Origin of the sequence: Pontibacter sp. FD36, assembly GCF_015686655.1 — a bacterium.
GTDB lineage: Bacteria > Bacteroidota > Bacteroidia > Cytophagales > Hymenobacteraceae > Pontibacter.
This window is the reverse complement of record NZ_JADPMP010000012.1, coordinates 187,766-208,065: the sequence shown is the minus strand read 5'-3', so window position 1 is coordinate 208,065 and position 20,300 is coordinate 187,766. Positions and strand designations below refer to the sequence as shown.

Genomic DNA, 20,300 nt, shown 5'->3' with positions numbered 1-20,300 from the left:
AACCCAATGCAAAGCAGTATGAGCTATACCTTTCGCAACAGTTACAGGGAGTGCTCTACATTCGGGTATACCACAACGATAAAATCAGTATCCACAAAGTAGTAAAATCATTATCCCTTTAGCCGGCTTTTTTACCTGACCTGTTATATGAAACAAATTTACGTGCTGCTGGCATGCCTGCTGTTCCTGGTGTGTGCCTGTACATTTTCCCCTTCCGGCGATAATTTCAAAGAAGTAAACCCGACGCCTGAAAACAACCTCAAGATCAGTCTTGCAGACAAAAGCGACACTATTTTCGCGAAAGATTGGGTCAGGCTGCATTTTCAACTGGAGTATCCCGGAAAAAGCTTCTATGGTTACCAACTCCTGCTGGATGGGAAGGTGATCCACACCGTAGAAAATCCTGTTTTTTTCCATGACCTTCTGACGACGCAGTTTAGTGACGGTCCGCACGAATTGCAACTGGTGCTGGTAACCAGTTCCGGCACCAATAGCCTGGCCGACAAGCTTCGATTGGAAAGCATGCAGGTATACAGAAAATGGGTGCTGATGCTGGACAATGCGCCGCCCTCCCCTGTCCAGATCACCAGTATAGAGCCAACTGACGGCAGCCTTCGCATTGAGTGGGAGCCTTACAAACGGCGCGACATTAAAAACTACCGGCTGGTGCGACTGGATGCTGAAGGTTATTTCAAAGCTTCCTATACCTTGCCACCTCATGTCACGTCCGTTTTCGATACCACCTACCTGGGTGGCCCGGCTACCTATTATGTGACTGTTACGGACAACAAAGGCTTTACTTCCGATGACAGCGAACGGCGGGAATTCTCCTCTGATATGCCGGGTCTTGTGAGCCATGAATACATGGGTACAGACGTATTGCGTCTGACCTTCAGAGGAACGGACTTTTACAAGAACTTTGGAAGCTATACCATATCGAGCGTGTATGGTCCGGCACTGCATTATAAGACAAACACTGTTTCCGACACGGTTATTACGTTCCGGGACATTCCGTTGACCATCGGCTTCGAATTCCAGTTTTATGTGTCTCCCAAAGGACCTTACATAGATCCCCGTTACTTTAATTCTGGCCTCATCAGTCTGGCTCAGATACCAGGCAACGGCATCAGGCACGACCTGGACTATAACATGCAGCTCCATGCTTCCAATCCGGAACTCAACCTGTTGTATGACCTCGTGAGCGAAACCATTTCTGCGGTCGATTCGAGAACCTTACAAGTCAGCCATCAACGGAAGCAACGCGCCAGTAACATCACAGCCTTCTCGAACAGTGTGAAGTACATCTATGTAAAGGAGCCTAGCAATGTATTGCTGCAGCTGGACCCACGGACGCTCCAGACCATCAGAAGCGTACAGCTGAATGAACTATTGCCTGGTTCTGATTTCTTTAATTACGGCTTCAAAGTGAGCGATAACAATAAGTTGGCTTTGATCTCCTATCCGAGTAAGTCAGACAACAGCCTTTACATCGTGGACATGGCGACGGGCAGAGTCGAGCTTCAGCATGTATTTAAATCCCAGGGCGGCACCTTTACGATTAGCCCAGATGGTGAGGCGGTATTCGTTGACAATGATGTATTCCGGAGAGCGGCGGATGGCACCTGGAAGCGTGAGCAGATGGTAAAAGGGCTTTATGCGTCCCTATACTTCCACCCGACGGCACCCTACTTTATTTACAATGACTTTTTCACCACTAAGGTATACAGTACCAAGAGCAACACGTCCATCGGTTCTTTCTCACTCGGAGACGGCGTTCACCTCTACGACATTGACGCGGCTACAGGTTACCTGCAGGCTGTCGGCAACGGCAAGACCTATATCTATGACATTGAAAACAGGCGGATAGTAAAAGAGCTTAATTCAGGTTCGCTTGGTTCAAGAAGTGCCTTACGTTTCTTCAAGGATAAACTTATTGTTCCATCCTATTATTTCCCTATACAGCTCTAAACCATGCCACGCTTTATCTTACCACTTTTTTTGATGGCACTGCTTTTGGCAGCCCCAGCCATAGCGCAATCTTCTTTTTCCGTTATGCCCCGCATAGGGTATGGCACCTTCAGCATGCAGGGTCTAAAAACAGTGCAGGAGGGATTTAAGTACCAAAACGATCTGGGCTTAGAGGTTGTAGAAGAATTCCCGGCCTATTACCAGTTCGGTTTGCAATTCCGCTATAACATTAGCGAACGCTATGCAGGGGGTATCGTGCTGGAGACAGGTTCTACGGGTGGGCGCGTGGCCTATGCTGACTATTCCGGCAGTATTCGTGCTGATCAATTAGTGAGTTACAAATCGGCCGGTACATTTTCAGAATACCTGATTCGGGAAGGGAAGCTGAATTGGTACGCATGTATAGAGGTAACAGCAGTACGCAGTGCACTCACGCTGGAGACCACCTCCCAGATTAAGCAGCATCATGGACACGATAAGGATGAGCTGGTAGCCATAGGAGTCGGAATTAAGCCTTATGTAAGTTTAAAATATCCTGTGAAAAGGTTTGTGCCAGAGATCAGTATGGGCTATTTATTCTACTATGGTAAGCCCTTCCACCTGCGTGAAGACGAGAGAATGATCCTCTCCGCTAATAACAAAGAGATCGGCCCGGACTGGGGAGGCTTACGTGTAACAGCAGGTATAGGAGTGCTGCTTTTCTAATTATTCTCTCAACTAGAAGGCATTATAGTATAATATGTCCGGTCATGATTTTAGCCGCCTACAACTTGCCCAATGTGGAATTTTGCTGGTTTTGAGAGATGTGCAGAAAGGTGTTCTGTCATGCAAGTGCATGGCTATGCCTCGGCTCCGGCTACTTATACCTACTGGCTGACGCATAATAAATTGCCTTCCCAGAAAGAAAGCAAGAAGATGCTCAATGCGAATAAGAAGGACAATACCTCTGTCACGATTCAGGAAGTAAACAACAAAGGCATTACCGTGTCGCTAGCTACGGTCGAAATCGGGGGCCATACCTGGCCGGGCAGTGCACCCTTTAACATAGGCTACCCTTTGGGTAATACGACCTCCGATATTGACATCAATGAAGTCATGTGGAGCTTCTTTAACAAGAATAGGAAGCGGTGAGGTATAGGTAGCTATAGAAAGCAGTAAAATTTAGAGAGCTGCTATACCCTTTTAACAAAGCAGTCCCGGGCGCTTAGTGCCGGAACTGCTTTGTTATTAGTGAGAGCTTCTTACTAGCAACAGATATAAATTATTAAATCGTTTAGTTAATGGATTGATTGGCAAGGAGAAAATCAGATAAGTGAACTTATCAGCTAAAATTTGAGAATTATGCTATTTGTTTTTAGAACCAAAATTCAAGAAAGATAAAATCAGGAAAGAATAGACATTAATTTATTTATTTATATTTTTGATTGATAGGTATTGATTTCTATTAAAATTCAATCTAATTAAATGCTTATAAAATTCAGAAGAACTATATATTATTATTATATAATATTTAACAGAAAAGCATCAATTATTTTAAGGAATGAGAAAATCAGTCTTCTATTAATATTAATTGGACCTTTATTAATTATTGCATTAGTATTCCCCTTTTTATGGGGTGAACTGACATCCCTAAGTCTCTCACTCCCTATTAATTCGGAAAAATTCGGACAATTTGGTGACTTTGTAGGTGGTGTAATAGGTTCAATTTGGGCCTTAGCTGGTGTTATATTATTTTATATAGCATTAACAGAGCAGCGTAAAGATATTAAGACTAACCAGAAAGTTTTAGCACTTCAAGTAGATGCGTTGAATCAACAAATAAATGAATTTGAGCTTCAAAGAAAAGAATTAGAATCTAGCCGAAAAGTTTATGAAGATCAAAGTCGTACCTTAAGGGTACAGCAATTTGAGTCAAATTTCTACTCTCTATTAAATGTCTATCTTACTATAAAAAACAATCTTAATAATCTAGACAAACACGGCAAGGATTACTTTAGGACCCATTATGAAACCTTGGACTCAAGTTTTAATCATTTGCTCAAAATTACTGACCACCATGATAATATGATAGAGCAATATGTTCAGCTTTATGATGAACATCGAGGCCATCTATCTCATTATTTTAAATCCTTTTATAGAATTATAAAAATCATAGATTCTAGCATAACGTTAACAGACAGAGAAAAATCATTTTATTCAAAAATCTTAAGATCCCAATTAACTGACTATGAACAACTTCTATTATACTACAATTCCCATTCTATATATGGAATTAAAGCAAGGTCATTAATATTAAAGTATAACTTATTAAAACATACCCCTTTATTTTACAAACCCGAATTTGCTCACTATTATAGTATTCAAAAAAACTTCAAAATAGTTTTTTTTACTGAGTGGTTTAGTTCTTTTTTAGCAAAGCATATTAATGAATCATATGAAATCACTTATGTAGCAGATAAAATAGAGGAAGTGTCTAAAGATTTTGACTGTATAGTAGGAATTTATTTTGAAGTTGACTCAATAAAAATTAAGGTCATTTGCAACAAAGACTTAACTCAAAATAATATAAAACTATCCAAAGACGAGTTTAGTAATTTTATATTGTGCTTAATTCATGATCGGCTTATTTTTAGTACCTACCTTGAACAGGACAAGGCAATAATTAAAAAGTATATTACTGAAGATGATGATCGAATAACCTTTGGCATTTCGGTTGAAACAACAGCTAAAATCACTTTATTAAATGATAAGTACTAGACGATGGACAAAACGCTAAAAGCAAAAGAATTTAGGAATATATTTCAAAATTCATTGAAAATAAATGCAAGAAGTATGTCTATCAAGACTCTTTTAAGTGAGAGGAACCTTAAAAGAATTGATTATAGTCCATACTATCAAAGAAATTATGTTTGGGATAATACTAAGCAAACTTTTTTTATAGAAAGTGTAATTCTTGGTACAGAGATTCCTCCTTTGATTCTTTTTAAGACAGGCCAAAAAATTGAAGTAATTGATGGTAGGCAAAGATTTGAGACTTTAAAAAGATTTAAAGAAAATGACTTCCGTCTTAATGTAAGTGGATTAAAAGAATTAAAAATTTTACATAAGAGTTCATTCAACAAATTATCATCTGAAAATCAGGAGATATTTTTAAATTCTAATATTAGGATTTATGAGTTTGAAGTGATTAATCACCCAAACTTAGATGATCAAATTATTGATACTATTAAGAAAGAAATATTTAGAAGATACAATACTGGAATCACACCGCTTACTCGAGAGGAGTTAGATAATGCGAAATATGATAAAGATATATTTTCTGAACTCTTTAAAACAAAGTTAAAATCTGATTTTAACTTTTTAAGAGCATTCAATTTGTGTTTCTTCCCAAAGCAAGAGTTAACAGAAGGAGCAAATAACAAGGGATTGATTGCTAAGAATGTAGACTTTATCAGGCGATTTAGAATTTTGAATAGCTTTCCAATATCTACTTATGCAGGTTCTGAAAGAACAGAGATAATTGATCTTCTTTATGATTTTGCAAAAGAGAACACAGATGACCCTCAAAAGGAATTCGAAGATTTTACTCAAATGCTGGAGAAGGTCTTCTATATATATAATGAGTTTTCAGAGATTCCTGGTTTAACAAATAAGTTGATTAATGAATGTATTCTGTGGGCTTTCACAATATTAAGGAAAGAAGATATTGATTTAAAAATTGATATCGAAAAATTTAAAGCTCATTATTCTGAAAATAAAAGTAAGTACACCGAGATTGAAAGTCATTATTATAAAAGCATAATTGAAAGATTCTCTGATACTGCCAGCTTTTTTGAAAAACTGTCTAAATTCAAATTTAATATATATATTAAGGATGAAGGATTTAGGAAAAGAATAGATGATTTGAAACAAACCGAAGTTGATGCTGCAAAATCTATAGATGAGCTTTCTATTTTAAGGCTAAATAAACCAAACCCTATATCAACTCCTGTAGATGAAATTAGAGATGATTTAAAAACAAATAAATATTTAGTACGACCTTCCTACCAAAGACAAGAAAAGATAAATGAAATAAAGGCTTCTTCAATCATTGAGAGTATACTTTTAGGTATAAACTTACCTCCTGTTTTCATTTACAAAAGGTCTAATAACATTAAAGAAGTAGTAGATGGACAGCAAAGGCTTCTAGCCATTTTAGGCTTTTTGGGTAACCAGTATTTGAATGAGGATGGTAAACTTATAAGTACTAAAAACAATAATTTCAAACTTAGAGGTCTCAGAATTTTAACTAATCTAGAAGGTAGTAACTATAGTAGTTTAACTCTAGACCTTCAGGATAAGATCTTAGATTTTGTACTTGATTTTGTCATAATTGAAGAAACGGTAAATCCTGATTTTGATCCTGTTGATTTATTTATAAGACTTAATTATAAACCATACCCCATTAGAAATAACTCTTTCGAGATGTGGAATTCTATAGTTAATCAAGAGGTAGTGAAGAAAATTAAGGATGAGGTAGTAGAGGCTCATAAAGATTGGTTCTTCCTAAGAGAAAGAATTATAGACAAACCAGATAGGATGGAAAACGAGGAGTTAATTACCATTCTGTCTTTTATATCTTATAGTAATCTAAAACAAGAAAAAGTCATAGGATTTTTTCCTCGTCAAGATCGAATAACCTGTAGACTTTTTAATAAAAAAGGATTAGGAGACTTCTTAATAAACCTCGATAATGTAGCAATAGAAAAAAACCATTTCTTAGATTGTATCAAAAAAACAAATGATTTAATTATTAAGTTTTCTCATTTATTTGGAAAACCAGTTAATAAAGATATATTGAATGAATACCTTAATGTGAAAAACAGTAAAAAATTCAGGCGTTCACTTCAAGATTTTTATGTAATCTGGCTAGTATTGGATAAAATTCCTGAGGACGTACTTACTCCTAATAATTATGAAATCCTTAATAATATTCGTGAATTGCTATCATTATTAAGAAATACATCCGAGAGCGACGTAAACGCAAATTATATGCAGACATTTAATCATAAATTGGAAGAATTATCAAATATTTATTCGATCTAACTCTTAAAGATTTTTTATATAAAAACTAAAATTTAGATTTCCTTAATAGGCACGAGCAGGCAGCTCGTGCCTACCTTTTTAATCCCCCATACCTTCTACACGAGTAACAGTACAAGCCCGCTCTAGCGAAGGCTCTACACACCCCTAAAAGCCTTCCATCATCAAAACACTTCAACCTAAAAACCAGTTATTCCTGCATAAGGTAAAGCAAGAATAAATGAAACCGATAGAGCCCCCACAGATTTACAGCGTAGTACCGGCCATTTTACCACCAGATCAGTTATTCGGGCCGCTGTTTCACGACGTGCAGATGAATCATGTCTTTCCTGATTCCATCACGTTTGCAGACTGTTTTCCCAAGCGTGCCCCGGAAGAAATTCTAAGTCTGTACGAAATCGAAAAGCACGAGAAGGACTTCGATCTGAAGGATTTCGTCTGTGCATATTTTGAAATTCCCACCCCTATACAAACCGACTACGAGAGTGACCAGCAACTACCTGTGACGGAGCATATCGCACAGCTTTGGCCCCTGCTGACACGCAAATCGCAAACCAACTGCTCCATGCTGCCTGTCCCCAAATCCTATATCGTGCCGGGCGGAAGATTCAGGGGCTTATATTACTGGGACAGCTACTTTACCATGCTGGGTTTGCAATGTGCCGGGGAACATGAACTGATCCGGGACATGGTCGATAATTTTGCCTATTTGATTGATGCCTATGGACATATTCCGAACGCGAACCGGAGTTATTACATGACACGTTCACAGCCTCCATTCTTTGCCATGATGGTCCGGCTGCTGGCTGAAATTGACGGGCCCGATGTGCTGACGCAGTACCTCCCGCACATGCAGAAAGAATATAACTATTGGATGGACGGGTACTACCGCCTTTCAGAGAAAGAAGATTGTATTCGCAGAGCCGTCCTGATGCCAGACGGTAGTATCCTGAACCGCTACTGGGATGACCTTACTGCACCTCGCCCTGAGTCCTATGTGGAAGATGTGGAAATGGCGCGTCATGCAGCCACGGATGGCGTGGAGCCTGGCACACTCTACCGGCATATCAGAGCAGCTTGCGAATCTGGCTGGGACTTTAGCTGCCGTTGGTTCAGAGAAGAAACCAACATGGAATCCATCCACACAACCGATATCGTGCCTGTCGACCTGAACTGCCTGCTCTACGATCTGGAAGTAACCTTATCGGATGCCTATGCACACAGCTCTTTTTCTGAGCCTTCCGCTTACTTCCTCCAAAAGGCAGAGAAGCGTAAAGAGGCCATGATCCGCTATTTGTGGAACGAGGACAATGGCTTTTATATGGATTATGATACCGTGTCAAACAAGTCCACGAGCATCATGTCACTGGCAGGTATATTTCCGCTGTTTTTCAAAATCGCCAGCAAAGAACAGGCGCAGCAGGTACATGAACAGATTGTCAACAGCTTTTTAAAAAAGGGCGGCCTGGTTTCTTCTCTCCACTACAGTGGCCAGCAATGGGATTACCCGAACGGCTGGGCTCCGCTGCAATACCTCAGCTATGTGGGGCTTCGCCATTATGGGTTTGATGATACTGCCGAAGAAATAAAAAAGCGATGGATTGCCCTGAACGATCAGGTGTTTAAAGAAACCGGCAAGATGATGGAAAAATACAACGTGGTAGACCCTGGCTCAGAAGCCGGAGGCGGAGAATATCCCAATCAGGATGGCTTTGGCTGGACGAACGGCATCTATACCTGGATGAAGAATCAACCTTGATTCGGACTAAGCTACCATAGTAACTGTTTTTTTATTTCTACCTTGCAGATAAAACCTCCGTCACCTATACCTGAGCAAACCCTTGCGTTACTTCTTTCATATCGGCTATAGCGGCACGCACTACAACGGTTGGCAGCGACACCCTTATGGGGTTGGGGTACAGCAGGTAATAGAAGAGTGTCTGAAGAAGATTCTGAAGCAGCCCGTCGCGATCGTGGGTTGTGGCAGAACGGATGCGGGGGTACATGCGAGCCAGTTCTTTTTTCACCTGGATGTCGCGCAGCCCTGGGACTTTGACATGCTTTTCCGGCTGAACAAAGTGCTACCGCCCGATATCGCCGTGTTCGACATCATCCCGGTGGAGGGCCTGCCCCATGCCCGCTTCGATGCCAGCCAAAGAAGCTACGACTACTTTATCCATACCTACAAAGATCCGTTTCTGCACGATGTAAGTGCCCTGTACCCGGTTCGGAACATGAACCTGGAAGCGATGCAGGCGGCTACTGCCCTGCTCCCGCTTTACACCGATTACAGGAACTTCTGTATTACGCCGGCAGATCATGACAGCACCATTTGCTATGTAACAGAAGCCCGCTGGCTGATGGACCAGCAAGGGGACAGGCTGCGTTTTCAGATATCGGCCAACCGGTTTTTGAGCCGCATGATCCGCATCATCGTGGGCCAACTTCTGAAAATCGGAACCGGTGCGCTCAGCCTGCAGGAGTTCGAAAGTTACCTGGCCCTAGAAACGGCACCCAAGCACCTGACACCGGCCTATCCGCAGGGGCTATACCTGTCCAAAGTCACTTACCCTTTCCTGGACATTCCGCCCCGCCCTGGCTTCTCTCCTGCCTTCCAGCAGGTATAGCTAGTGGCCGGCGAATAAGCCCTTGATTCCATTTAATCTTCAAAGCCTTCCCGCAATTCTTTTGAGTCGGCATAACAGACCGGACTGCTATTTTCCTTCCGATCTGCTTTTTCCTTTACCAGTTCATCGTAGTTGTCTGGGGTCGCCAATAGCCTGCACTTCGGGTATAGCACCACACCCCTCCGGACGATCTTACTGTTCACTTCTATCTCCTGCGCATTTACCCCTTCAGCCCCATACACATGGATCGTGAAGAAATGGTAATTCGTTTTCTTCGCATACCCTTCTGCCGTTATCCTACCGGTTATCGTCCGCTCCCCGATAAAGTCAGATGTCTCCCCTTCTGTATAAGGCGTGTACACCGACTCCGTCCATTCCACTTTACAACCTACTGTCAGATTCATAATGCTGCTATATGCTTTACTAGCTTTACGGTTACCGTGCCGCAAGGTACAGATGCTCTGACTAGCTTCCCTCCTGGCGCGAGTTACCAGCGCGTGTCAGAGGGGGAGCCAACCAGCTACAAAAGAAACAAAAGCATAATTAATAAGCCAGCAACCGCCCGCAGGCTATCACCATCATCCATACCACCACCGAGCATATTGCCACGGCTTTAGCAGCCCCGGGCGTGTGGCCATGCGGCCATTCGGGTGCAGAAGAAAGGAGGTATCGATGAAAAAGTCCGGCGTTTATACCACCTACCACCAGGCCGAGCAGTTTGATATGAAAAACAGTGTCAGTGGCCAGCGTCATGGCATTGGTACTGAACAACAGGACGCCGGAAGGAACGATCAGGTATAGGCCCCTCCGGGACCAGGGCAACAGATGGTTGGCCAGCTCCGGGACAGGCAGCTTTTTGGAAAGCCCCAGCAAGCGCAGATCAAACAGGAAAGCGGCACCGACCAGCAGCACAATACCCAGGATGTGCACAATCTCCAGAAAGGGGTATAGCCAAGTGGATTGCCGGATGGCGCTCGCCAAAGCGGAGTCTTCCAGCCCCTGCAGCAGCCCTGCTAGTTGGGCGGTCACCGCTAGCGGAGTTCTATCTTTTTGTCTCCCACATAGACCCGCTCTGCCCGCATTTCATCTTTCACTTCTTTATGCGGATACCCCACTACCCGCAAATTATCACCAGGCTTGATCATGTCCTTTGCCAGGCCACGGGAATTCATGCGGCTGGGCGGGGCCAGCACAACCGTCCAGGTTTTGTTTTCGTGCTGTAGCTTTAACATGCCATGCGGGTTTTCATAGGTGATCTCTTCCACTTGGCCGGTGTAGTCCAGCGTTTTGGTCTGGTCGTAGTTTGCCCAACCGTGATGTAGCACCACAGTCAGCGGGATTAATAGAAGCAGGAGTAATTTGGCAGGTAACAGCATAGGTATAAAACTGAAGGTGACACACTTATGTAAAAACGAAGGAAACAGAAAAAGGTGTAGGTATAGCGCTGTGTATAACAAGGTATAGTGACCTGCACATTACTCGGCTGGCGGGATGTAACCCCACCATTCGTACTGCACCAACATTTTAAAGCTGCTGTCCGAGTAATTTTCTGAAGTTGGCGCTCCTGCCCAGAATTTTTGCCGGAGATCATGCCAGTCCTGTCAAGACCGAACTTCAGCTAAAGCCATTCGTAATCAGGTATTCCGTTTTAAGCTAAAATCGAACGCTCTCGTAAGAAAAATGATGGCTTCAATTGTGCAACTCACCCTATGGACTTTGCTAAACTAAAATACGCTGTAAAGCAAACTTATATACAGGTCACCACAAGTATTGCCTTCTACCCTATCGTGATCTCGCTGGGTCTCTATGCGCTGGCCATGAGCACTACTTATCTGGACAGGATCTCAGTTGGAGGCTCCCTGATAGACAAGGTGCCCTTCCTGAAGATAGACGATGAGAATACTGCCCGCGACCTGCTCTCGTCTTTGCTGACGGGCCTGCTCACACTCGTTACCTTCACCTTTGCCATGGTGATGATCGTTCTAACACAGGTCACATCGAGCTTCTCTCCCAGGCTCTTGCCGGACCTGCTCAACAAAAGAGGCAGTCAGATTGTCCTGGGCACTATTATAGGTACGGCAGGTTTTATAATCGTCGTTCTGAGCAATGTCAACACTATGCCTGAGGGGCCCAAAGTGCCTGAGCTTTCAGTTGCCATCAGCATGTACCTGGGCTTTGCCTGCCTGATCTCGTTCATCTATTTCATTCACATGATATCCAACCAGGTTCAGATCGGAAACATTCTCAGCAACACATACCACACCACCAGGGCCGTGCTCGACCGGGAACTGAAAAGTGGAAGCTACCATGAAGACTGGAAAGAAGACGAAAAATTCTACCTGGTGAAAGCCTGGGATTCCGGCTACTTTGACACTGTCACTTCAAAAGAATTTATGAAAGTTTCCAGGAAGATGGGGCTGAAGCTGAGGGTCCTTGTGCACCAGGGCACTTATCTGCTCAAGGATGAGCCTTTCCTGAAGATAAATAAACCGATGAACCAGAAGATACAGCAAATACTGGAAGAGAACGTGATCTTCCGGCACCAGGAAAATATCAAGGAAAACTTCTTTTACAGTTTTAAGCAGCTAACCGAAATTGCGGTAAAAGCCCTGAGCCCGGCCATCAACGATCCGGGCACAGCTATTCATGCCATTGACTACCTGCTGGACCTGCTTTGCAGACTTCAGGGCTTACGTGGCCAGAAAGTGGTGGAGCATGAAGATGGAACAGCTGCCATCATCTATGCGCCTATACCTTTCGAGACAACCTTTTACCTTTGCACAGCCAGTATCCGCGCCTATTCTTCGCAGGATGTAGCCGTGCAGGCAAAGCTCATCGACCTTATTGCCAAGGTGAGCAAGCGTGATGAAGAAAACAAACACAGGTCGCTTATGGAAAAGGAATTAAATTCAATAGAGGAGGCTTCGGCTCAGGATATGAAAAGCCAGGAAGACGTGGCCTACATCAAAGCCTTGATTCAGAATGCCAGAGAGAAATACATGGCCGATGAACCCGCTGCCAGAAGAGAAAAATGAGTTTTACCAGGTCTCTACGCTATCCTTTTTTGATTTCGTTCAGCATTGTGCTGCAGACCTGATAATGTAGTTCAAACCTACTCCACAATCCGCAAAACGTCTGCCTGCACATCATGCTCCCCCACCGTACGGGCATCGGTCGGGCTGTCGAATACGACCAGCATACGCTGGTCATCCAGTATAGCGAGGCCTTCCGCTTTGTCTTTGCCGGTGTTCTCGCCTGTGCCGTGCGGTACCTCGCAAAGTCGCTCCAGTTCGTTGTTATGTACTACCTGCTCTGTGTCCCCGTTCACGGCATCGCGCCAGCGGTAGATAGCAATCACGCCGTCCAGATCCATGGTGGGCCCTGCCAGCAGGTACATGTCATTCCCGAAAATGCGGAGCTCCCGTATACCTTTGCCCCGCAGGTTCAGAAAGTGTTTTCGGTAGGGTTTCTCTTTAGTCAGCTGCTTCAGTTGCAGGATACCGGTCCCGTCTTCTTCTGGCTCCACTTCCAGCACCATGGCCCAGCCCCGCAGCACCGGACCACGCAGCCCTATAAAAATGCGGCTGCCGTGTATGGCCAGTCCTTCTATATCGAAGCCGTTGTCTTTGCCGGGGATGTTCATAAAAGGTGCGATGTGCTCGTCCTGCTCCATTAATTCAGTCAGCATATTGCTGGTTTTGTCACCTCTTAATTGCCCAGCACGCAGCAATTTGCCGGGCCGGTCCGGGTCTTCCACTTCTTTGTAAAGGGTATACTCTCCTGTTGCCGGATCCTGAAGGATGGGGATGCGTGCCAGCAGGTAGCGGTTAGGGTCGCTCGTAATTTTAGCCAGTCGTTTTATCTGTTTCTTGAAGGAGTCAGGCCGCTTCGGTTTCTTCCGCTTCAGGCTGTGGGAGCCAACCAGCCAAAGGTAATGGTCGGCCATGCCCATGCCTTCGATGTCTATCTCACTTTTATCCTGCGCCGGAAGATCCAGGTAGTCATGCACATCAAAGGAGTGGTGCTTTCCGAAGGAGCCGTCAGGTAGACGGGTGAGGCGCTCGATGGTGGTGCGCTCATCACAACTCAGCCACAAATTATCGCCAATGAACATGGCCGTGGAAAGGCCGTCGCGCACATGCTTGCCTTCGGCATTCAGGCTCAGGTCCGGGGAAAAGCTCAGTTTAATTTGCTCAAGCATGGTGTCTGTTAGATATAGCGTCTAGTTTTCAGGTATACATACGCAGGCTGGTTGGTGCCGGCTATTGCTATATCTGTAGTCAGCCAAACGTAACTTTAGCTAACTTATTTTAAAGTATATACCAAGTGACAGGAAGCTATACTTTGTGTATATTCACCGTACATACTCCTTACGCTCACCTTAAACCGATAAACCATGAAATCACTTTTGCGCCAGCTTTCTCCTGCCACTTCTGAAAATTCCGGCAGTTCAACTACTTCCGTAGCCGATTACCACAACTATGCCGGTACCGAGCACGAACTTAGCGGTGGAGCCCGCCGGATTACCATCAATACCCCAAAAGGCGAGTTCTATGTCTGGACGAAACGGGTGGGCAACAACCCGACTATGAAGCTGCTTTTGCTGCATGGCGGACCGGGCGGCACGCACGAGGCATTTGAGTGCTTTCACAGCTTTCTGCCCAAGGAGGGCATTGAGTATTACTACTACGACCAGCTGGGCTCCCACTACAGCGACAAACCCGACGACACCAGCCTCTGGGAAATCGACCGCTTTGTAGAGGAAGTGGAGCAGGTGCGCCAGGCGCTGCAACTCGACAAAAGCAATTTCTACCTGCTGGGCCACTCCTGGGGCGGCATTCTGGCAAACGAATACGCGCTTAAGTACCAGCAGCATCTCAAAGGCCTGATCATTTCGAACATGGTGTCAAGCGTACCCGAATATAACAAGTATGCCGACGAGGTGCTGGGTCCGCAGATGCCTACCGAGGTACTGGCCGAGATAAAGCAGATAGAAGCCGACAACGACTTTGAGAACCCGCGCTACATGGAGCTGCTGCTACCGCACTTCTATACCAAGCACGCCCTGCGCATGCCGCTGGAGGACTGGCCGGATCCGGCCCTGCGCATGCTCGACCACATGAACCAGACCATTTATGTGCAGATGCAGGGGCCAAGTGAGTTCGGCATCCGGGGCAACGCCTCACTTCTAAACTGGGACCGCTCCCAGGACCTTCCAAACATTAAGGTGCCTACGCTCACCATCGGCGGTCAGCACGACACCATGGACCCGAAACACATGGAGTGGATGGCCACTCAATACCCGAATGGGCGCTACCTGCACTGCCCCGAAGGCAGTCACATGGCCTTTTATGATGATCAGCAAAGGTATTTTGAGGGCCTGGTTGATTTTATGAAAGAGGTGGATGGTAAATAGAAGGAATAACACAATGCTTATTGGTTACCTGATCTGGCCTAAAGGCACTTTCCGTAAAATAGGCCAGAATAACCCGGTGTTATCCCATTTAAATGCGTACATTAGGATATGTTAGAAAATAAATTCTCTATTGGATCTGAAGTGTTCGCAAAAGTGAATCCGGATCTTAAATTAACGATCAGACAGTATCTCAAACGCATTTACTATTGCACCGTCAATGGTAATCCTTCGCAGAAGGACCTGGTATACTTCGAGCGTGAGCTGATCCCCGTACGAGTTAACTAAATAAAAAGCCCCTGCTAACACAGGGGCTTTTTTAATGCTCAATCCTAATTACGATAAGCTTCATGTGCGGAAGCTTACTTCAAAGTATCTTATGCGGTATTTTGATTCATATCACTTACACATGTAGGTATAGGTCACGACCTCTTCCCTCCCATCTGAATAGCGGGTAGTGGCCGTCACCGGATAGCCGGCTTGGTTGTAGGTATAGGTCGTGCTGTGGCTGGCATAACTCGGGTTTGTTTCCCTTACGGTATAGCTCAACTGGTTGTGTGCAGACGGCGGGCGCAAGGGCTCAAAATAGGTATGGGCATACGATGTGCTGGGCTTTTCATGCATATCGTAAGTCATCTGCACATGGTAGTAGCTCTCACCGCCAGGCTCCAACTGCTCCAGGTATACCGGGTCACCCTTATCATAGGTATAGCGCCACACCAGTTCCAGCACCGGCTTACCTGTATCCATACTGAACTGCTGCGCTTCAGCGAGTTCCTGCTGACTGTTGTAACTTAAGGTATAATAAGCTAGTTGCTCTTCCTTGAAGTCACCCATGCGTTTGGCAAACCGCGTTTGCTTCGCCAATTTTCCCTGCCCGTTGTACTCGTTTACATACCGGTAGTTCTTATGGACAACCTCTGTTACCTGCCCCTGCTTGTTATACTTCAGATCAGCTCTGTCAAAATAGGTGCCCGCATACTCTGTCTGGAATATAGCGGCCAGCGCATTCCGGTCATTATACTCTAACCGCGTCGTGATAGTCTGCGGTTTGATGGGGCTGCCGGAAGCGTAGGTCAGCGTAGAAGTTTGCTCCATGAGCAGGCAGGGAGGGACTTCCACCACAGGCGCAGTTTCTTCGCTACTGCAGCTGCTCCAGAACAAGAGCAGAAAGGGAAGAGCAATACGTAGGTATGCTTTCATATGTGCTGTGTTATACCTGACTCCAACCACTTACTCGTACCGGCCTTTCGCCATCTGCCCTAACATAAATCATCCTGACGTAAGTCCCTACCTTCAGGTAGCTCAGCAAGTGCATCAGATTTACTTGATGTCGTAGGTCAACAACGGAATGTTGGCGTGCTGCCCTGCATCTGTCAGGATCAGGCCTACGCCTTTGGCCCAGAAGTAATTCATATCGACGCCCGAATCAATCTCCATTTCCATGAAAATCACAGAGGTCTTGGCTTGCACATGGATCACATTCTTGTAGGTTTTCCCTTCCACCGTTTTGGTCATGTCTTTGGCGATGATGGTATAGGTCGTTTTAGTGTCGATGCCATTCATCACATTGTTCTGGTACCACGGCTTGCCTGCAGGCGTTTCTTCTTTCAGAAATGTGAGGGCTATATTCCCGATGGTTGGATCCATTCCGACACCGGTGTACACGCCTTTTTCTTTCAGCAGATAAGCCTTTCTTGTTTCATTTCCCTGCTTTGTTTCGAACTCTGAATAGGTTTTCCCGTCGATAACCTTGGTGTTGCCAGTAGCGGTAATCGAGTAAGGGTTGGTACCACCATAATTCCAGGTGGAGCCTTTTGTCGTAGGGAAGTAATCCAGTTCCGCTGTTGTTGCCGGCGATGCATCTTCGTCTTTGTCACCACACGAAAACAGAATGCCTAACATCAGGCACCACATCATCACAAATCTAAGTTTGTTCATAGGTATATAGTTATTTTACTATGCAAGATAGAAAAATAAAATTGCTGTGGAAATTGAATATTTATCAGGTGACGGGATTTCAGATCCTGCGCTTTCTACCAGACACAATCCCTCTAATTTATTGTACTTGAGCGTGCCTATCAGCGAACATTTACCCCTGCAATCAGTTAAAAGAAAACGCCCATGGGCAATGAGCTTAATGAATGTACAACCACTAAAACAAACTTAAAATTATGCCTTTTATTGAAACTGAAGACATCCAGCGGGGTGAGAATGTATACCTGAACTACCAGGACTATGGCGATGGACAGCCCGTGATTCTAATCCATGGCTGGCCGTTGAGCCACAAGATGTGGGAGAACCAGGTACAAGCCATTGTAGATGCCGGCTTCCGCTGCATCGCCTATGATCGTCGCGGTTTTGGCGACTCCGACCGGCCCTACCACAATTACGATTACACTTCCCTGGCACGAGACCTGCGTGCCCTGATTGAACAGCTGGACCTGCGGCATTGTGTGCTGGTGGGCTTCTCGATGGGTGGCGGTGAAGTGGTGCGCTACCTGAGCATGTACGGCAACGACCGCATCGACAAGGCGGTGCTGGTAAGTTCGATTATACCTATTGTGAAGAAAACAGAGAACAACCCGGATGGTGTGCCCGAAGACAAGCTGGATGAGATCATGGAGGCGCTTAAAACGAAGCGGGTTACTTTCCTGGGAGAGTTCAGCAAGCAGTTCTACAACGCCAGCGATTACAAGGATACGGTCACAGAGCAGGTGCTGAAGTATGACTGGGCCATTGCCTCGGCTGCATCGCCCCGGGCTACCATCGAAACAGCCAAGTCGTGGGCTAATACCGACTTCCGCCCTGAGCTGCGCAATGTGACAGTGCCAACGCTGATCGTGCATGGCGATGCTGACCAGATCGTGCCGATCGAAACAAGTAGTGACCAATCTTCCAAAGAGATCCGACACAACAAGTATATTAAAATAGAAGGAGCCCCGCACGGCCTGTTCCTGACGCATAAGGAGGAATTGAACAGTGCCATAATTGACTTCTTGCGGCAGTAGGACGGTTTGATTAAGATTAGGATAAAGCCAATAGCAATTAGTAATTGCCAAACGAAAGGTCCGGACTATGCAGCCCGGACCTTTCGTTTATTTAGACTTCTCTTATTGCTTCCGCACCTTCTGCCATAGTCTTCAGGTACCTTGGCTTTTTTCACGGTAAAAGGCTAGGTCCTTATTTCACATTTGCAATGCAGAAATTTGATATTTACCTCTTTTGCCATCTACTTTCTACAACTAAGTCCGGTTCTTCTTCAGCCAGGCTTCCGCTTTTCTGACTTGGGGCAAATCCTTATCCGCATGGCGCCAGGTTTCCCGGAAACGGGCATAGTACTGCGTGGCTTTCTGCTGGTTACCTGCCAGTTCGTGTGTCCGCGCAATGCCGTAAATAGCAAAGCCGCTGTTGGGTCTGGCCTTTAGCATCGCTTCGTAAGTTTCGAGGGCTTTATCGTACTGCCTGGCCAGCAGATAAGCATTGGCCAGGCTCTCGGCAACAGGACGCGCATAGTAGGGCGGCTCCCGGTAGCCCAGCTGCTGCTCCAGCTTCTGGGCCTGCGTGAGCAGCGCAACGGCTTTCTTCGTCTCTCCTTTAGCAGCCAGCAAATTGCCCCGCAACTCTAGCGACTGGGCATTGAAGCGGTTTTCAAAATAAGGGCTCAGTGATACGTTTTCCTGTTTGTTGGCACGCCAGAGCATGGCATCCAGCGCATCGGCATGTTGGGCGGCCATATCCAGTTTCTTCCGCTCAATGGCATCCATTCCTTTGGCATACAGTACCAGCGCATTCCGATACGTTTTGCTATACCCTAGCGTGGCGAAAACAGAATCCTCATCAGTAAGCTTACTGTAGCGCTTGGCTACTTTGTCCCAGTTGCCGAAGCGCAGGTCCAGGTCGGCTCCATAAAACACCACGCGCCTGAAAATCATGCGGCGGTGGTCACGCAGGCGGTCTTTCAATGTATCGGCAGGCGGCGGAATGTTCTCCAAGCGCTGATGCCAGTAATTGGCTTCTTTGTAGCGCCCCTCCTCGGTGCAATTGGCCACCAGGTAGTGGAGGTTGTGCATGTAATTCCAGTTGTCCAGTTGCTGTATTTGCTGCGAGGCCATGTAGGCCGAATCCACTTTCATGGAAGCGATAAACGAAGCACGTGATTTTTCATAATCCCCTATTCTGTAATAAATATGTCCGGGCATGTGCACCATATGACCGGAATTAGGTGTGAGCGCTGCCAGGCGGTCGGCGCTTTCGATGGCTTTGTCGGGGCAGCAGTTTTCCATCTGGTGGATGTAGTAGTGGTGCACGCCCGGGTGGTCGGGATGCGACTTCATCAGTTTCTCTAGCATCCACTGGGCATATAGTGCATCCTGCTTCGGGGCCATCTCCGGCGTATAGCCGCGGGACAATCCGTTCAGCCACAGCACCAGTTGCGCCTCCACATCATCAGGATAGCGATAAATCAGTTTCTCCATTCCGGACTTAAAAGCTTCCACGCCTTTTTCATTGCCCAGGGAGTCGTAAGTGGCCAGCGCCCTAATGTAAAGCCTTTCTCTTTCAGAGGCTTTATCACTTAGCTTTTTGGCTTTGGCTATAGCCGCTTTGTATTCTTTCTCACGCTGAGAACTGAAATTAAGGGACATGGCAATACCCCAGTACGGCATGGCTGCAGTACTATCGAGGCTAGCGGCATGTTTAAAGGCGCGATAAGCCTCAAAATCCCAGAAGTTGTGCAGCATGGAAAGCCCTTGGTCGAAGTATTGCTGGGCTGCTTTCGAATTGGAAGTGATTGGGATATGACTGCTGCCGATGCCCACCATCAGCTCCGGTGGCGGTAGCAGGTCTACATAGGAAGTAACGGGTGAATGGCAATTGAGATGTGCGCCATGTGTATCGAGTTTATCAGAGCTGCCTCCTCCACACATCGGGATGCTACTGTAAGGCGGAATTTCTTCCAGCCGACTGTCCTCCTTGTCTAAAAAGCTGGTAAAGAGCAAAAAGCCCGGTATAACTGCGGCTCCTAAAGACAGCGTACTCCATTTCCTGTTCATGATTTCACTGTTAGAATTTCTAGATCATCAGCGTGCTGTATGTTATCAAGTAAAAGTGGAGCAATTAACATTATGACTATAAAAATAATTTTTACGACTATTTTTATAGAAAGGATGAATAGAATAAGAAAAGTGTACAGTTGTGAGAATTTTATT

At 45.5% G+C, this 20,300-nt stretch carries 18 protein-coding genes; 11 read left to right on the top strand and 7 right to left on the bottom strand.

The genetic code is table 11. The features are described from left to right. Positions 1–147: 147 nt before the first annotated feature. The 7 genes from I0P70_RS17680 (at position 148) to truA (ending at position 9,677) form a co-directional block, all read left to right on the top strand. Positions 148–1,968, top strand: a complete 1,821-nt coding sequence (locus I0P70_RS17680; RefSeq protein ID WP_196120483.1) for a hypothetical protein — start codon at positions 148–150, stop codon at positions 1,966–1,968. 3 nt (positions 1,969–1,971) lie between these two features. Continuing rightward, complete coding sequence (locus I0P70_RS17675) at positions 1,972–2,673, top strand: hypothetical protein (protein WP_196120482.1); 702 nt, start codon at positions 1,972–1,974, stop codon at positions 2,671–2,673. Between the two features lie 120 nt (positions 2,674–2,793). Beyond that, positions 2,794–3,099: a hypothetical protein gene (locus I0P70_RS17670; protein ID WP_196120481.1), complete on the top strand. Its 306-nt coding sequence runs from the start codon at positions 2,794–2,796 to the stop codon at positions 3,097–3,099. Between the two features lie 333 nt (positions 3,100–3,432). Beyond that, a complete protein-coding gene (locus I0P70_RS17665) occupies positions 3,433–4,725 on the top strand; it encodes a putative phage abortive infection protein (RefSeq protein WP_196120480.1) in 1,293 nt (430 codons plus the stop codon). Between the two features lie 3 nt (positions 4,726–4,728). Then, complete coding sequence (locus tag I0P70_RS17660) at positions 4,729–7,053, top strand: DUF262 domain-containing protein (protein ID WP_196120479.1); 2,325 nt, start codon at positions 4,729–4,731, stop codon at positions 7,051–7,053. Between the two features lie 217 nt (positions 7,054–7,270). Next, positions 7,271–8,809: an alpha,alpha-trehalase TreF gene (treF, locus tag I0P70_RS17655; protein ID WP_196120478.1), complete on the top strand. Its 1,539-nt coding sequence runs from the start codon at positions 7,271–7,273 to the stop codon at positions 8,807–8,809. An 82-nt stretch (positions 8,810–8,891) separates the two neighbouring features. Next, on the top strand, positions 8,892–9,677 hold the full coding sequence (truA, locus tag I0P70_RS17650) for a tRNA pseudouridine(38-40) synthase TruA (protein ID WP_196120477.1): 786 nt from the start codon (positions 8,892–8,894) through the stop codon (positions 9,675–9,677). A gap of 32 nt (positions 9,678–9,709) precedes the next feature. Here the strand turns inward: truA and I0P70_RS17645 are convergent, their stop codons facing one another. The 3 genes from I0P70_RS17645 to I0P70_RS17635 form a co-directional block, all read right to left on the bottom strand. Then, positions 9,710–10,081, bottom strand: a complete 372-nt coding sequence (locus I0P70_RS17645; RefSeq protein ID WP_196120476.1) for a hypothetical protein — start codon at positions 10,079–10,081, stop codon at positions 9,710–9,712. Between the two features lie 139 nt (positions 10,082–10,220). Then, the gene (locus I0P70_RS17640) at positions 10,221–10,706 is read right to left on the bottom strand and encodes a DUF6644 family protein (RefSeq protein ID WP_370583252.1); all 486 of its coding nucleotides are present in this window, start codon (positions 10,704–10,706) and stop codon (positions 10,221–10,223) included. 2 nt (positions 10,707–10,708) lie between these two features. Further along, positions 10,709–11,053, bottom strand: a complete 345-nt coding sequence (locus I0P70_RS17635) for a DUF6152 family protein (protein ID WP_196120475.1) — start codon at positions 11,051–11,053, stop codon at positions 10,709–10,711. A 333-nt stretch (positions 11,054–11,386) separates the two neighbouring features. On the opposite strand from I0P70_RS17635, the gene I0P70_RS17630 reads away from it, so the two are divergent. Continuing rightward, the gene (locus I0P70_RS17630) at positions 11,387–12,712 is read left to right on the top strand and encodes a DUF2254 domain-containing protein (protein ID WP_196120474.1); all 1,326 of its coding nucleotides are present in this window, start codon (positions 11,387–11,389) and stop codon (positions 12,710–12,712) included. A 77-nt stretch (positions 12,713–12,789) separates the two neighbouring features. Here I0P70_RS17630 and I0P70_RS17625 read toward each other — a convergent pair whose 3' ends face one another. After that, positions 12,790–13,878: a DUF3616 domain-containing protein gene (locus I0P70_RS17625; RefSeq protein WP_196120473.1), complete on the bottom strand. Its 1,089-nt coding sequence runs from the start codon at positions 13,876–13,878 to the stop codon at positions 12,790–12,792. Positions 13,879–14,073: 195 nt separating this feature from the next. Here I0P70_RS17625 and I0P70_RS17620 point away from each other — a divergent pair, with 195 nt between their 5' ends. Both I0P70_RS17620 and I0P70_RS17615 read left to right on the top strand, forming a co-directional pair. After that, the gene (locus I0P70_RS17620; RefSeq protein ID WP_196120472.1) at positions 14,074–15,093 is read left to right on the top strand and encodes a proline iminopeptidase-family hydrolase; all 1,020 of its coding nucleotides are present in this window, start codon (positions 14,074–14,076) and stop codon (positions 15,091–15,093) included. 108 nt (positions 15,094–15,201) lie between these two features. Next, positions 15,202–15,378, top strand: a complete 177-nt coding sequence (locus tag I0P70_RS17615; protein ID WP_196120471.1) for a hypothetical protein — start codon at positions 15,202–15,204, stop codon at positions 15,376–15,378. A gap of 111 nt (positions 15,379–15,489) precedes the next feature. Here the strand turns inward: I0P70_RS17615 and I0P70_RS17610 are convergent, their stop codons facing one another. Together I0P70_RS17610 and I0P70_RS17605 are read right to left on the bottom strand one after the other, a co-directional pair. Next, positions 15,490–16,293: a hypothetical protein gene (locus I0P70_RS17610; protein WP_196120470.1), complete on the bottom strand. Its 804-nt coding sequence runs from the start codon at positions 16,291–16,293 to the stop codon at positions 15,490–15,492. A 120-nt stretch (positions 16,294–16,413) separates the two neighbouring features. Continuing rightward, entirely contained in the window at positions 16,414–17,031 is a 618-nt protein-coding gene (locus I0P70_RS17605) for a hypothetical protein (protein WP_196120469.1), read from the bottom strand. Between the two features lie 233 nt (positions 17,032–17,264). Here I0P70_RS17605 and I0P70_RS17600 point away from each other — a divergent pair, with 233 nt between their 5' ends. Beyond that, positions 17,265–18,101, top strand: a complete 837-nt coding sequence (locus I0P70_RS17600; protein ID WP_196120468.1) for an alpha/beta fold hydrolase — start codon at positions 17,265–17,267, stop codon at positions 18,099–18,101. A 234-nt stretch (positions 18,102–18,335) separates the two neighbouring features. Here I0P70_RS17600 and I0P70_RS17595 read toward each other — a convergent pair whose 3' ends face one another. Continuing rightward, positions 18,336–20,144 carry a hypothetical protein gene (locus I0P70_RS17595; RefSeq protein WP_196120467.1) on the bottom strand — a complete coding sequence of 603 codons (1,809 nt, stop codon included), beginning with the start codon at positions 20,142–20,144 and terminating at the stop codon, positions 18,336–18,338. Between the last annotated feature and the right edge of the window lie 156 nt (positions 20,145–20,300).